Raw genomic sequence first — 14126 nt, 5'->3', positions numbered from 1 at the left:
TAGCGCGGTAATCAGGAGCTGTACGGGACCTTCAGAGCCGCCCAGGACTTCGCCCCCGGCCAGCCGTCGGCGGCAGCCCCGGTGTAGCCGAGCTTGCGCTGCCACAGGGCGTACGACCTGAGGTCGGCCTCGGTCCACTGGGGGCCGGGTCCGTCCTGGTACGCCGAACAGCCGACCGCCACAAGGCGCCTGCCCATCGCGGTGACGATCGCCGACCGGGGCTTCTTCCGGAACCACTCGGCGCCCGGGAACGGCTGGTACGCGGGATCGGCGGAACCGGCGCCCGGGATGGTCGGCACCTGGCTCAGCCGGGCGGCGACGCGGGCCCGCAGGTCGGACATGGCGAAGCCCCGCGGGTCGATCTTGGCGCTGGTCCACTCCTTGTGGCCGATGACCGAGCGGGCGCTCCAGCCGTGTGCCCTGCACAGGGCGGCCGAGGCCCGGACGATGGCTTCCAGCTGGGCCTCGGGCCACGGGTCCTTGCCGTCGCCGAGGTTGACGCACTCGAAGCCGTAGAAGTGGGCGTTGCCGTCCTTGGTGCGCTGGTTCGGGGCGGGCAGGGTGGCGCGCTCGGAGGCGACAGCGGCCAGAACGTCGGGGTCTCCCACACCGGCGTGGTTGGCGCGGCCGTTGCCGACGAGGTGGACCGTGCCGTCCTTGGCGATGACGCCGTGACAGAGCGGTCCGGGCAGGGCGGAGTGCCCGTCGAAGCACAGTCTCACGGTGGCGTTGGTGCCAGTGGTGACGGTGTGGTGGATGACGACGCCGTTGACCGGGCCCCAACTGCCCTTGTGATTACGGTTGTTGGTGCGCCAGTCGACGTGCTCCAGGACGGTGACGCCTTCGGCCCGCAGGGCGGACAAGAGGGCGTTGGCGGAGAGGGGGTTGGCCATGGGCTGTGCCTCCTGGGTGTCGCGGACATGAGAAAACCCCGGCCGGTGGGCGGCTCGGGGCGTTGGGGTGTTTCCTTTAGACGGGCGGAGGGGCGGTCGGTCGGTCAGTAAGTCAGATGGTGGACTCGGTGTCGGTGTCCGGGTCGGTCTCACCCCCGGTGCTTGGGTCGCCGTCTCCCTCGAGCTCGTCCGTCGCCCACGCGGCGCACAGCGCCACGTACGCTGCCGCGTTGGCTCGGAAGTCCTCCAGTGCCGCGGCGACCGCCCGCTGGACGGCCGTTTGGTCAGGGACGACCGGGGCTGTACCGACGGGCATGACCGTCACCCGGCCGGTGCCGCGCAGGACCGCGCCGCTGTCACCGGTCTCGCTGAACTGCGCGGTCACGGTGACGGGGGAGTAGGTGCCGGTCACCGAGTCGGGGGCGATGATGCTGTTGAAGCTGGTGTCGGAAACGTTGACGTAGACCGTGTGATCCGCCTCGGTGAGGGTGGCGCGGCCGGCGTAGTCGATCGCGAGACCCCAGGGCTGGTCGGTGTCGATGTCCATGGATGCGCTGCCTTCCTCGGATGTCAGCTCTGGCGGCCGTACATGAGCACGGGATTGGCGTAGACGGTGCCGGTCGTGGCCTTCGCCTGGATCTCGACCTTGAGCAGGGTGCCGTGGACCGAGGCGAAGTCGTTGCTGACCAGTCCGCTGTGGTCGAAGTCGGTGCCGGCGGTGACGGCGGTGCCCCACGCGGCACCGTTGACGAGCACCTGGACGTTGCCGGCACCGCCGGAGCTGACCCGGGTGTTGACGAGGAGTCGCATCCTCGGCTGCCAGACGATGTTGTACGACATCGCGATCGTCGTCCAAGCGGTCGCCGCGGTCTGCGGCCAGCGGGTGATCGTGCTGTCCTGCGGGGGCAACATGGTCAGCCAGGGTCGGGCGAGACCGCCATTGGGGGCGTCGTCCGAGAAGACCTCCCGGCCGCCGTTGTCGAAGATCCGCAGCGGCTGGAGCGAGGTGCTGGACCCGTCGCCGTTGTGCAGGCTCATCGCGAGTGAACCGGTCTGGCGGCGGATCGCCATGCCGTACTCGTCGCCGCTCCACGAGCCGACCGCGAACACGGCCGGACCGCCGTCCGGCGGCCGCACGACCAGGTAGCCGCCGTCGGTGATCTCCACCCCGCCGCCGGAGACCTTGTTCAGCGCCGGCCGGCTGTTGACGGCCGTCGACAGCTGCTGGATCCGGCGTTCCATCTGGGTCAGTCGGTCGATGATGTCTTCGGGCAGCTGCGGCATCAGACCTCCTCGAGGTAGAGCTCGGCGGTGTCGGGCCGGCCACGCTGGGCCGGGCTGACCTTGACGCCGATGACACGGAAGCGGGCGTCGAGGCCCTCGGTCCACCACTCGTCGGTGACGCGGATGCGGACGGTGCGGCCGAGCAGCGCGGGCGGCACCAGGTCGTCGAGCCGGATGGTGATCTCCGGGATGACCACCGCCCCGGTGGCCGCGGCCAGTTCGGCGCCGGCCAGCGAGTTCAGCACGATCTGGTCGGTGATCTCGTTGTGGTCGGAGGTCAGGTCGATGCGCGGGTAGCCGGCCCCGATCAGCTCCGTGGCGACCGCGATCCTGGATGCCAACGGCCTGGACTCTTCGGTCTGGTTGGTGTTGGTGGAGGCACCGCGGGCGCGGGCCGTGGTGCCGCCGCGGGTGGCGTCGCGCGGGAAGGAGTACGACAGGATGGTGCCCGGCCGGTCCAGCACCAGGTCGCTCGTGCCGATCTCGATCTTCGGGCTGCCCAGGCGGAGCCGGCGCAGGCGCGCCCCGGTGGCGGGGTCGCGATAGACGGCGATGTGGTGTTCGAAGCCGTCCTCCAGGGCGGCGAGCGCGTCGATCGCCTCCAGGTGGACGGTCTCGTCGCCGTCCCGGTAGGTGACCGTCCGCTTCACTGCGGAGTGCTCGTCGCCGTAGGTGACGCCGATGCCGCCGCCGGGCAGCGCGGTCTGCAGGTCGGTCCACAGGCCCCGGACGATGTCCAGCTGGTACTTGTCGCGGAACTCCAGCTTGTAGGACGGGTCGTAGGACGGCGTGGCCGCCCGGATACGGCGGCGGCCCGCGTACGACTCGAAGGTCGCCGCCTGGATGCCGAGGGTCAGGACGCCTCGGTCGTCGCTCTGCAGGGTGGACGTCCAGATGATGCCGCCCCACCACAGGTCGTCGCCACGCTGGAGGTACACCGAGGTGCGGCCCTCCTCGATGCGGCGGACCCGGGCGGCCATGGCGGCGTCGGGCACGGGGATCGTGCCCGAGAGGGAGCCGGCCTTGCCGATGTAGTCGTCGACGGTGACGTCGCGCATCGGCAGGATGTCGATGGTGCGGTCGGTGAGCAGGTCGCAGAAGATCGCCCGGTAGGGGGAGGTGACGCTCATGAGGCCGCCTCGTAGGTGGCGGTGCCGAGGACGGCGTTCCCGTTCGCCCAGGTCCAGGGAGTGAGGGAGTCCACGAGACCGGTATTGGCGAGCGCGGCTCCGCTGGAACGGCCTGAGGAGATCATCATTTCGAACGTGGTCGTGGTCGGGATCTGCACGCGCGCGATGACCCGGCTGGTGTTGTCCACACCGAGTTCGGCGAACCCGACGACGGACTGGACCGTCGCGGCCGGCAAGGGCAGCGAGAACCGCCAGTTGTCGGACGGAGTGGGGCTGCTGCCGAAGTTGGTGGTGCTGCCGAAGACGAGGGCGAAGTTGCAGTGCACGCTTCTGCCGTACTTCGTGTACCGGCAACTCACCATGGCGTTGCCGTACGACGGTGTGGCGCTGCCGCTGCTGGTCGTCCAGACCGGGGTCCAGCTCTGCCAGGTCGGCAGGACCGGGTAATCGGCCCAGGCTGTGCCGTTCCAGCGCTGGAGCTGGCCGTTCAGGTCCCGGTACTGGCCGGGGTAGGCGCCGTTGGCGGTGTCGGTGGTGACGGGCAGGATGCCGCCTGCCGATACCGTGGCCGTGCGGCGTCCGGTGAGTGATGTGGTCCAGGGGATGCCGCCGGTTCCCGCGCTCGCGCCCGCAGGGACCCGCACCTCGTACAGCGGGAGCGACAGGCCGGGCGCGGGGGGAATGCTCGGCAGGGCGGCGGCCGTACCCTCGACGATCTCGACGGCGGCCTCGTAGCGGCCCTCGCCGTCGTGGTCGTGGTCGTGGATACGCAGGACGACCAGGTCGATGCGGTCGTACTGGGAGTTTCCGTCGGTGAACGTGAGGGGCAGGTACTCGGTCAGTGCGACCGGATAGGCGCCCCGGACGTCCGTGCTCTGCACGACGGCCCGGCCGGGGCTGACCGTGGCGCTCATGGTGCCGGTGGTGCCGGTCAGTGTGAAGCCGGAGATGCGGTACTGGCCGTCGGAGGAGCCCGGCAGGACGCCGGAGCGGGTGGCGACGGGCGAGGTCGGGGTGAGGGCGCCCAGCGATACGAGCCGGGTGTCCTCGCGGGACTGGCCGTCGGGGGACAGCCAGCCGGAGCGTACGGGCATGTTCAGCTCCTTGTCGTGAGGTGGATCAGAACGCCGGCTCGACGCGCATGAAGAGGTTGTTGAACCAGCAGGTCACCGCGGCGTCGCTGGAGCGGTGCATAGCGGTCATCGTGTAGAGCGCGCCAGGCGTGAGGCCGTACATCCGCCACATGGTCGCGACCGAGCCGGCGACCGCACCGCCGTAGACGGCCGCGTAGTCCTCGTGCGGCGGGAAGGTCACCGTGCCGTTCTGGCTGATCTGCGGGGCCATGAACGCGGTGGCGGTGCTGCTGCCCGTCGTCGTCATACGGGCGCCGAAGTGCAGCAGCACCGCGCCGGTGCTCGGGCCGTGGAAGTTCAGCGTCAGGGCGGTGACCGCCGTGCCACTGAGGGCGGCCGTCCACACCGTGGACGTGGTGGAGCCGGAGTCGATGGACGACGTGAAGAACGCCGGCGTCACGGCCGGCAGCCACACGGAGCCGTTCCACCGCTGGAGGACGCCGCTGGACGACTCGCGGTACTGGCCGGTGTGATTCCCGGTCGCGACCGCGCCGGCGGGCGCGATACCGCCGATGCCCTTCGGGTACGGCACCCAGGCGGAGCCGTTCCAGCGCTGGAGCGTGTCGTTGATGTCCCGGTACTGGCCGGGGTAGCCGCCGGGTGCCGTGTCGTCGGAGCGGGTCGGCAGAATGCCGCCGACGGCAACGGTGGTGGGGCGCCGGTCGACGCGGGCGTTGTCCCAGTCGATGCCTCCCGTGCCGGCACTCGTGCCCGCCGCGACGGCGACGGTGAACAGCACCAGGGAGGCGTCCGGGGCCACGGGCGCCCCGGGCAGGGCCTTCGGCTCGCCCTGGATGATCTCGACGGCGGCCTCGTTGCGGCTGGAGGCGTCGTGGTCGTGGTCGTACACCCGCAGGACGACCAGGTCGATCCTGCCGTACTGGGGGTTGCCGTCGGCGAAGGTGAGCACGACCGGTTCGGTGACGGCGACCGGGTAGGCGCCGCGGGAGACCGTCGACTGGATCACCGCGCGGCCCACGCCCACTGTGGCGGACATGGTGCCGGCCGTGCCGGCCAGCCACAGGCCGGTGACCCGGTACTGGCCGTCCTCGGAACCGGGCAGCACACCGGAGCGTCCCTTGACGTCGGTGACCGGGGTGACGGCGCCGACCTGGGTGACCCGGGTGTCCCCCCGGGTCTGGCCGTCCGGGGACAGCCAGGCGGAGCGTGCGTTCATGTCGAGTCCTTCCGGTGAGTCGGGTCAGGAGGCGGATTCGTAGCTGCCGTGGATCGACAGCACGTCGTTGGCCGCCCAAGCGAACGGGAAACCCTTGTCCCAGTAGGCGTTGCCCTGCTTCAGGGAGTCGCGCAGGTTGCGCACGGTGCCGCCGCCCGTGGTCGACAGCTGGCCGCTGCCCGGGTACTGGAGGCCCGCGGAGGCGTCGAAGCCGAGCACGTTCAGCACACGGCCGTCCAGCTTCCAGGTCGAGGAGACCGGCGGGACCGGCAGCGAGAAGTTCCAGTTGCCGTTGGTGGCCTGGGCCGCCAGGTTGGTCGTGGATCCCATCTTGAGATAGATCCGGACGTGGACGAGCGTGCCGGTCTTCACGTACGAGCCGGCCAGGGTGCCGTTGCCGATGGCCGGCGCGGTCCCGGTGTCGGCGCCCCACTTGGGGGTGTAGTCGGTCCAGGCAGGCACCGGCTGGTACGACACCCACGTCGAGCCGTTCCAGCGCTGGAGCTGCCCGGTGGAGCTGTCCCGGTACTGGCCGGTATAGCTGGCCGTGGTCACCGTGCCGGCGGGGGCGATCCCGCCCAGCGCGCTCGGGTACGACACCCAGGCGGAGCCGTCCCAGCGCTGTAGCGCGCCGCCGGAGTCCCGGTACTGGCCCGGGTAGGCGCCGTTGCCGGTGTCACCGACCACCGGCAGGATGCCGCCGACCGCGACGGTGGGCGTCCGCAGGTCCAGGGCGTCGGCGTTCCAGTTGATACCGCCATTGCCGGCGCTGATCCCGGCCCGGACCCGGACCCGGTAGATCGGCAGCACGATGTCCGGCAGCGCGGGCATCACCGGGTCGGCGGCCGGGACGCCCCGGACGATCTCGATGGCGGCCTTGGTCTCACCGGACTCGTCGTACAGGTCGTCGTAGATCCGCAGGACGACCATGTCGTAGCGGTCCTGGGCCTGGCCGTCGGCGAACGTGAGGGCGAACGGCTCGGCGAGGGTGACCGGGTAGACGCCCTGGGTGGCGTCGGCCTGGATGACGGCCCGCCCCTCGTGGAGGGTCGCTTTCATGGAGCCCGCGTTGCCCTCCAGCCAGAAGCCGGAGAGGCGGTACTGGCCGTCGTAGGAGCCGGGCAGAATGCCGGAGCGGGCCTGGAGCGGGTTGGCCGGGGTGGTCGCGCCGATCTGGGTGAGACGGGTGTCCTCGCGGGTCTGGCCGGTCTCGGCCACCCATGAGCTGCGCAGGTTCACTGGGGGTTCTCCTCGGGGTTGTGTCGGCCGGCGGGAGCAGCGGGGTGGTCGGGGAAGGTCACCACTCCGCGTCGCGCCAGCGGACGGTCATCCGGGCACCGGTGGCGTAGGCGTCGGGGCGGAACGCCAGTTGAGCGCGGCCCGGTTCGAAGGCGAACAGTTCCTCGGGACTGCTGTCGGCGTCGGCGGTGTTGCGGCGCGAGGCGGTGCCGTTGAGGGTGACCGTGCCGGCAGCGGTGTCGACGACCAGTTCGTCGCTGCCGGCGAGGGTGATCCGGTAGCGCAGCCGACGGCCGGAGGCGCGGTCGGTCACCGCCGGGTTGGAGCACGGTCCGGTGAAAGCGATCACCGGATGGGTGGGGGCGGAGCCGGTGTTGTCGGCGTTCACGTCACCGGTGGAGGCCGTCTGGCCCCAGTACAGAGGCCAGGTCAGCGGCCACGTCAGTCCGCTCTCCGGCTGCGGGGCGCCGGTGACGGCGGTCTGCTCGGTGATCGAGTAGCGGCGCGGGTCGGTGGCGTGCCACTGCACGGACGCCCGGGAAACGCCCTGTGTGGTGTACGTCCGGTCCGCGGCCAGCACCCGCTGGCTCACCCGGGCCCGCACCGACAGGGTCTCGCCGTGCAGCCGTACCGCCAGCCAGCGCTCCGAGTCGCCCAGCAGAAGAGCCTGTCGGAGGGCGCGCATCGCGCCGAGCGAGGACTCGGTGCCATGGCCCGCCGGCACGGTCCACACCGTGGCGCCGACCTTGCGGGGCTTGGCGTAGCGGGCGCCCGGCCAGGCGCCGTGCGCGGTCGGGTGGTCGGCGTCGGAGGCGTCGTACTCCGGCAGGTCCTCCCATCCGGTGAGGCCGCCGCGGTCGATCTCGTACGGGGTGCCGGGGCCCAGCAGCAGTCCGGCCCACTGCATCTGCCCGTCGCGGGTGATGAGTGAGCCGGGGGGAACGTCCTCGGTGTATGCGGTTGTCGTCTCGGCCATCGGGCCGTCACCTCACTGTCATGGGCAGGCGTGGGCGGATGCGAGGAAGAGCAGGTCTTCGGCGGTGGAGCGGGCACCGGCGCCCCGGGTCTCGTGGAACTCCTTGACGTGGTACGGGCGTCGGGAGGCGACCCGGAGCCTGCGGGCGAGGGCCCGCTGCCGCTCCAGCTCGGTCAGCGGCAGCACCCGGCCCGCCCGGCGGGAGGTTCCGGGGACGGCGATGCCGCCCTCGGCGAGCATGGGGATCTTGTCGATATCGACGCCGAACTTCTTGCCGAGCAGGCTGAAGCTGAGGCCGTTGAGCTTGTCGATCACCCAGTTGGCGAAGGCGATGAGCCCCTGGATCGGCCCCTTGACCACGCCTGCGACGGTCTGGGCGCCGGTGGTGACGAACTGGCCGAGCGCGTTCAGCGTGCGGGAGGTGGCCTCCTTGACCCGGGTGAACATCCGCGGGATGTCCTTGCTGATCCAGTCCAGGGCCGGCTTGACCGCGCTCTTGAACCCCCGCCAGACCGACGAAACCTTGCCGCTGAGTGCCCGGGTGTCCCCGGTGGTGAGCGCCTTGAGCACGGCGAACCCGGTGCCGACGAGCGCTCCGATGACGGTGAGCGCGGTGGTGATGAGGCCGAGGTAGCCGGTGACGTACGTGTTCACCGCGCTCGCGATGCCCTTGAGCAGCGGGGTCATGACGGTCAGATAGCCCTCGACGTACTTCAGTACGAGGGTGGCGAGCTGCTCCATCAGGCGTTGCCCCGCCTCGGAGTTGAGGGCCAGGTCGATCAGCCATCCGGCGACGGGGAGGAGCAGGCCGGTGACGAATCCGATGGGGTTGGCGCGAGTGAGGGCATTGATGATCAACATGACGCCGGCGCCTATGGTCATGGCGGTGCCGAAGGCGCCGAGGAGGTCGCCGAGGGGGCCGGCGACGCTGAGCAGACCGGCGACGAGGGCGACGACACCGCCCGCCGCGGACAGGAGCTTGCGCAGGGAACGGGTGGAGCCTTTGGCCTTGTCGCCGACGGACTTCACGCCGGTCGCGGCGGCGGTGGCCGTCCGGCCGGCCCTGGCCACCGAACGGGCGGCGGCGTCGGCGCTCGCCTTGGTCCGCTGTACGGCGCCGGTGCTCCTGTCGGCGGCGGAGCGGACGCCGTCGACACCCGTGGTGGACCTCTTGACCCTGTCGGTCAGGGAGCGCAGTGCGTTGCCGCCCCCGGCGACGCCGGCCTGGAAGGAACGGAGGGCGGAGGCGACGCCGGCGAACAGGTCGGGGGGCCCGGCCGCGGCCGGCAGTGCGGCACTCATCCGCGTGCCTTCGCCAGGAACATCAGGGCGTCGGCGGTCCGCTGGGGGCTCGTGTCCTCGGCCGCGTAGTAGTGCTCGATGTGCAGCGCGCCACCGATCGACCCGCCCGCTCCGGCGAAGGCCGGGCCCTGGACGGCGGCCCGTTTCAACAGCCGGTCGAGCTTGCTCAGCGGCAGCACGGCCTCCGCCTCACCGGCCTCGGCGAGGATCGCCGGGACACCGCCGGAGCGGGGCATGACGACACCGCCGGCGGCGAGCATCGGGATCCTCGGCAGGCTGACGCCGAAGGTCTTGCCGCCGACACCGGGGACCCAGCCGGGGATCGAGACCTTGATGCCGTTGAGGGCGCCGATCGCGCGGTTGATGATGCCGATGACGCCGTTGATCGGGCCCTTCACCGCGCTCTTGATGCCGTCGAAGGCCCGGCCCGCGATGCCCTTGAGGCCGCCCCAGATGCTGGACAGCTTGTCCTTGACGGCACGGAAGGCGTTCGGGACGGCGGACTTGACCCAGTTGACGACGGGCGAGATGACGGACTTGATGCCCTTCCAGACGCTGGAGACGACCGTCTTGATCGCGTTCAGTGCGGTGGTGATGACCTTCTTCCAGATGGCGACGTAGGTCTTGATGACGGTGGCGACGGCTTTGACGACCGCCGAGATGGCCGTCTTGATGCCGTTCCAGACCGACTTGATCAGCTTGGCGGCGTTCTTCATGATCGGCCCGATGGCCTTCATGACGGTGCTGATCACGGACTTGATGACGCCGAAGGCGGTCTGCAGGACCTTCTGCATGGTCTTCGACTTGGTCGCCATCTCGACGACCTTCTGGATGAGCGGCATGAGCAGGTCCATGAGCATGCCGAAGAAGTTGCCCTTCATCGACTTGTTCATCCTGTCCTGGCCCTTGGCCGCCTTGCTCGCCCCGGACTCGTACTTGCCGAGGTTCTTGCCGGCGGTGGAGCCGGTCTTGCCGACCTTGGAGATGGACTTCTCGGCCTGGTCGGAGGCAGTCTTGAGGTTTTTCAGCTCCTTTCCGGAGCTCTGGGCGGCCGTCTGGAGAGCCTTGATTTGACCGGCACCCCTCTGACCGGAGTTACCTATTTCTCTGGCGGCGGTCCCCGCATGCGAGGCCTTCTCCTTGAAGTCCTGGAGCGATGCGGATGCCTTCTTCATCGAACCGACGAGTGACAAGGCGAACCTTCCTTACACGAAGTTCTCTCGGGTCGAGGGCTGCTATGGCGTTACTCCGGATCCACTCGTCCCCGACGCGGGCGAGCATCAGACGCCGCTGAGAGAATTGATGAGTTCGTCCACGGCGTTCCGGAGGTTCTTCACGTCCTTCGCCACCGGACCTATAATCGGGCTCTGCGCGTCGACGCCCTTGTGTCGCGAGGAGAGGCCGGTTCGGTCGTCCCTGGCCGCACGGGCGCTGTCGCGGGCGTCTTTGAGCGCTTTTTGGATCTTTTTTATCGCGTCCTCGTTCTCCTTGACCCTGGGCGGCAACCCTTCGATGAGCTTCTTCAGGTCGTCTTCGGCCTTTTTCTTGTCCGCAGCTTCTTTGGCTACCCTTGCCCTCTCCGTGGCTCGTTGCTTGAATATCGAGTCGCGGAGTGCTGTTACCGGCTTTACCAGGAAGCGGCCGACCGCCTTGGCCAGGGGATGCTTCTCGTCTATTTTCTTCCATAGCGTGAGGTCGATCTTGATGAGTTGTATGTCGATTTTGACGAGGGTGGCCGAAAGGGCAAGTGCTGTCGTGGTGAAGGCGAGCCCCATGTAGAGATCTCGGAGCGGCTTGACGTTATCCTCCAGTTTGGTGGCCCGCCCCCTGAGAGAGGCGACCTGACCCTCAAGGTCCTTCAGGCGCGTGGCCACATCTGGAGTTGCCGGCAAGGTGCCGAGAGATTTCTTGATGGCGTCAACGGAACCGTCAAGAGTCTTGAAGTCGCCTTCCAGGACTCCGAGATCTTGATCTATTTCCGGAACGGTTCTGGCCATGTTGCCTCGCAATCATTTGGCCGATGGCATGAAAAAACCCCGGCCGGACCGGGGTGAAGGGGGGTGAGACTCTCAACCGCCCGAGCTCTTGACCGCTGCAAGGGCCGCACCGACCAGCGCGGCGACGGACGTGACGGCGTAGGCCAGGGAGTCTCCCAACGTGCGGTCGGTCGTCTCGATTGACGTCAAGGAGATGCGCCGGGGGGTGGCCGGATCGTAGGTGACGTCCGTCGAGTCCCCTCGGTGCAGGCCGAAGGGAAGGCGACGGACTGGAGTCGTCGACTCGCACTCGACCTGGGTGCCGTCGGGCAGGGTGAACGCAACAGTGAGGAAGTACCACTCGTCGCCGTCGTCATCCGTGTCGACCCGGTAGTCGACCAGCCGGCCGGTCGTCCGTACCCCGTGAAGACGCAGGCGGTATATGCGATGAGCGGCCATCGCGCAGAAGGCGGAGATCGTGCACATGATCACCGCGACGAGAGCGCCCACTGCCATGGCCATGTGCGGATCCTATGCGGCGTGACGGCCCCAGTGGGCGATCCTGGGAGGGACGACCGGGCATGCGTCCCTTCACTCGTAACGCCTCGGTGGCGCAGGAGAACGCGGGGGGCTGGGCGAATCCGCAACTAGGGCAGGTCCTGGGGCCGGCGCATTCGACGCGCCTCCGTCAGCGCGTCCGACCAGCCCGCCGCGTAGGCACGCGACTCCCGGGCGAGCAGTTCTTCATACACCTGGTCGAGCAGGGCCTCGCGGTCGGGAGCCGTGGCGTGCAGGAGGCGGGCGAGGCGGGTGTAGGTGTCGATCGGCTGCTTCGGGGAGTTGCTCGTGCCAGTCGCCATATCGGCCTGCTTTCCGGTCTGTCCGCTGGGCTGTGGTACAGGTGGCGCCTCTGAGGCGTACGAAACGTCCGTTCGAACTAGTGTACGAGTAATCCTGTGGTGTCGTTCCGTGTTTGTCGAGGACTCTCCGTCGCGCTGCGGTCCGGACCTGCGGCGATACGGGGTGCGGTGGCGGTTGTGACAGGTGAGTGGAGTAGGATCCGGCCGGGCACTCCCGTCGGTGAACGAAGTGAACAGTCAAGCTCAGCCGGAGATCTGATGGCCCGCCATGATCGCCGGGCGACGACGGGGCGGCCGCCCTCGCGCGGGGGTGCGATGCGGCAGGGACGAGAGCAAGGCCGACGGGTGGACGGGGACGACGGTGACGCGCGGAACGATCATGTGATCGACTGGCTGGACCAGGCGCCTGACCTGCCACATCTCATCGCCCGTGTTTCCGAACTCGTCCTCCGTCTCGGCCATGACCCGAGCGACCTCGTGGTCATGCCGCGCGCCGAACTCGACCGGCGGGAAATGGCCGCCTACAGCGCCGGCTGGGCCGATGTCGTCGCTGAACAACTCCCCGCGATCCGGAGCGCGTACGAGGATCGGCTCACCGCCGCCTATCTCCAGGGCCAGGAGGACGCCCGCGCGGGCCGCCGCCCGCGCCAGGCCCGTCGGCCCGAGAGTGAGCAGGGTGGTGAGGTCATCCCGCTGCCGTACGCCCAACTCCTGCGGCCTCCCCCGGAGGTGACGCGCGTGGAGGAGCGTGGTCTGCGGGAGCGGTCGGTAGCGGACGGGACACCGGTGCCCGCCCCCTCGCCGAGCGTGCTGTCGGAGGACGATGACACCGGCCATGGTGACGGCTCCACGGGCGACTTCCTGCTTTCCGCCCGCGAGGTGCGCGAGAAGCTCCCGCCGGCCTCGGACCGGCGTCCGGTGGTCCGTCGCAACGGCCGGCCCAGCGTGCCACCGCTGGACCGGCCCGGTGAGACCGGAACGGGGTCCGGGCGGGAGCGAGGACGGCGGACGGAACCCGGTGACCGGTCGACGCCGGAGGCGGCCGACCCAGCCGGAGCAGGTTCCCCGGGCGAGGAGCGGCGCCGGCTGTCTGACCGGGCCCGTGCCCTCGCCGATGAACTGGAGGGCCGGGCCGGTGGACGGCGCCGGGACGAGCAGCCCGGAGCGCCGGGGTCCCGCTGAATCTCGGGCCTCCCGGGCGTGCCGGGCCGTTGACTCAGGTGAAGAACCGGGCCAGTTGGGCGGCGGACGGTGCAGCGCGGCGGCCGTCGCCTTCCTCGGCGGACCGGAACCCCGGAGGGGCGTCCGCGTCCGGCGCTGCACTTGTGGACGATGTGATCGCGTCCGCGTCCCGTTCGTTCGTCTCGCCGCCCGGCCGGGGCACCGGCGCCGGAGGCTCCGGCTGGTCCCCGTCCTCGGCGGTGTTGACGCAGGCGAACATCCAGTTGGCGGCCGCCAGATGGTCCACGGCGGCGGCCAGCAGGTGATCCGTCACCGACCACTCGGCGGCCTCGCCATGCAGGTCCCGGTTGAGGGCGCTGTCGCGCGGGAGATGCTCGATGAGCACCGCGAGCCGGCGTGCGGAGAGGCGGTCGCGGTGCCAGTCGAGCAGGTCGATTCCGTAGTAGCGGAGCAGGTCCGCTTCGAGGGCCTCGGCGTGTTCGTCGACGAACCCGACGAGGCTCAGCCTTCCCCCAGGCCGAGCCCGGTCTCCTTGCCGTAGGCCTCCAGGATGGCGGCGATGTCCTGCATGGTGATCTCGTGCCGCTCGAAGCGGGCGAACTGCTGCTCGCCCATGAGCAGGCGCAGCAGCCCGTCGACGTCGTTGTCGTCCAGCTCGCGCAGGGCGCGGGCGGTGGCGCGGGTCAGCTCGGTGGGCAGGGTGAAGGACTCGCCGTCGAGCTCGAACGACCAGGTGCGGCCGAGGGCTTCCAGGCGCTGGGCGCGGGCGGCGTTGACGTCGAAACGGGCCATGGTGATGAGTGCTCCTTTGAGTCCGGGAAGCTCGGAGAGGATGAGGTGTGGTGCGGGCCCCGGGGGGGGGGGGGGGGGGGGGGGGGGGGGGGGGGGGGGGGGGCCGGGGGGCGCGGGGGGGGGGGGGGGGGGGGGGGGGGGGGGGGGGCACCGCGGGGGGGCACGGGGCGGGGGACGGGACA

16 protein-coding genes are annotated in these 14126 nt (G+C 70.0%); 1 reads left to right on the top strand and 15 read right to left on the bottom strand.

Going from position 1 to position 14126, the window contains the following annotated elements; translation table 11 throughout:
• Positions 1–11: 11 nt before the first annotated feature.
• The 13 genes from ACFYX4_RS08615 to ACFYX4_RS08555 all read right to left on the bottom strand — a co-directional run bounded on the left by ACFYX4_RS08615 (position 12) and on the right by ACFYX4_RS08555 (position 11970).
• Complete coding sequence (locus tag ACFYX4_RS08615) at positions 12–893, bottom strand: peptidoglycan-binding protein (protein WP_389328037.1); 882 nt, start codon at positions 891–893, stop codon at positions 12–14.
• 112 nt (positions 894–1005) lie between these two features.
• Positions 1006–1440, bottom strand: coding sequence for an ATP-binding protein (locus ACFYX4_RS08610; RefSeq protein WP_389328034.1), 435 nt, complete (start codon positions 1438–1440; stop codon positions 1006–1008).
• A 23-nt stretch (positions 1441–1463) separates the two neighbouring features.
• The gene (locus ACFYX4_RS08605) at positions 1464–2177 is read right to left on the bottom strand and encodes a hypothetical protein (protein WP_389328031.1); all 714 of its coding nucleotides are present in this window, start codon (positions 2175–2177) and stop codon (positions 1464–1466) included.
• On the bottom strand, positions 2177–3307 hold the full coding sequence (locus ACFYX4_RS08600; protein WP_389328028.1) for a hypothetical protein: 1131 nt from the start codon (positions 3305–3307) through the stop codon (positions 2177–2179). The genes ACFYX4_RS08605 and ACFYX4_RS08600 overlap by 1 nt, the downstream gene beginning before the upstream one ends.
• A complete protein-coding gene (locus ACFYX4_RS08595; protein WP_389328025.1) occupies positions 3304–4401 on the bottom strand; it encodes a hypothetical protein in 1098 nt (365 codons plus the stop codon). Before ACFYX4_RS08595 ends, ACFYX4_RS08600 begins: the two co-directional genes overlap by 4 nt.
• Before the next feature lie 25 nt (positions 4402–4426).
• Positions 4427–5617 carry a hypothetical protein gene (locus tag ACFYX4_RS08590; RefSeq protein ID WP_389328022.1) on the bottom strand — a complete coding sequence of 397 codons (1191 nt, stop codon included), beginning with the start codon at positions 5615–5617 and terminating at the stop codon, positions 4427–4429.
• A 24-nt stretch (positions 5618–5641) separates the two neighbouring features.
• Positions 5642–6856, bottom strand: coding sequence for a hypothetical protein (locus ACFYX4_RS08585; RefSeq protein WP_389328020.1), 1215 nt, complete (start codon positions 6854–6856; stop codon positions 5642–5644).
• Between the two features lie 58 nt (positions 6857–6914).
• On the bottom strand, positions 6915–7832 hold the full coding sequence (locus ACFYX4_RS08580; RefSeq protein WP_389328017.1) for a phage distal tail protein: 918 nt from the start codon (positions 7830–7832) through the stop codon (positions 6915–6917).
• 18 nt (positions 7833–7850) lie between these two features.
• The gene (locus tag ACFYX4_RS08575; protein ID WP_389328014.1) at positions 7851–9134 is read right to left on the bottom strand and encodes a tape-measure protein; all 1284 of its coding nucleotides are present in this window, start codon (positions 9132–9134) and stop codon (positions 7851–7853) included.
• A complete protein-coding gene (locus ACFYX4_RS08570; RefSeq protein WP_389328011.1) occupies positions 9131–10327 on the bottom strand; it encodes a phage tail protein in 1197 nt (398 codons plus the stop codon). Before ACFYX4_RS08570 ends, ACFYX4_RS08575 begins: the two co-directional genes overlap by 4 nt.
• Before the next feature lie 87 nt (positions 10328–10414).
• Positions 10415–11131, bottom strand: coding sequence for a hypothetical protein (locus ACFYX4_RS08565; RefSeq protein WP_389328008.1), 717 nt, complete (start codon positions 11129–11131; stop codon positions 10415–10417).
• A 72-nt stretch (positions 11132–11203) separates the two neighbouring features.
• On the bottom strand, positions 11204–11632 hold the full coding sequence (locus ACFYX4_RS08560) for a DUF3592 domain-containing protein (protein ID WP_389328005.1): 429 nt from the start codon (positions 11630–11632) through the stop codon (positions 11204–11206).
• Between the two features lie 125 nt (positions 11633–11757).
• Positions 11758–11970 (bottom strand): hypothetical protein, encoded by a 213-nt coding sequence (locus tag ACFYX4_RS08555; protein WP_389328002.1) that lies wholly within the window; start codon positions 11968–11970, stop codon positions 11758–11760.
• Positions 11971–12315: 345 nt separating this feature from the next.
• Between ACFYX4_RS08555 and ACFYX4_RS08550 the strand changes: the two genes are divergently transcribed.
• Positions 12316–13152 carry a hypothetical protein gene (locus tag ACFYX4_RS08550; protein ID WP_389327999.1) on the top strand — a complete coding sequence of 279 codons (837 nt, stop codon included), beginning with the start codon at positions 12316–12318 and terminating at the stop codon, positions 13150–13152.
• 34 nt (positions 13153–13186) lie between these two features.
• Here the strand turns inward: ACFYX4_RS08550 and ACFYX4_RS08545 are convergent, their stop codons facing one another.
• Complete coding sequence (locus ACFYX4_RS08545; protein ID WP_389328655.1) at positions 13187–13588, bottom strand: hypothetical protein; 402 nt, start codon at positions 13586–13588, stop codon at positions 13187–13189.
• A 65-nt stretch (positions 13589–13653) separates the two neighbouring features.
• Positions 13654–13944 carry a hypothetical protein gene (locus tag ACFYX4_RS08540; RefSeq protein WP_389327996.1) on the bottom strand — a complete coding sequence of 97 codons (291 nt, stop codon included), beginning with the start codon at positions 13942–13944 and terminating at the stop codon, positions 13654–13656.
• Between the last annotated feature and the right edge of the window lie 182 nt (positions 13945–14126).

The sequence above is a fragment of the Streptomyces sp. NPDC002328 genome (assembly GCF_042890065.1).
Taxonomy (GTDB): Bacteria; Actinomycetota; Actinomycetes; order Streptomycetales; family Streptomycetaceae; genus Streptomyces.
Note: the sequence above shows the minus strand (reverse complement) of the source record. Positions and strands in the feature narration are given on the sequence as shown.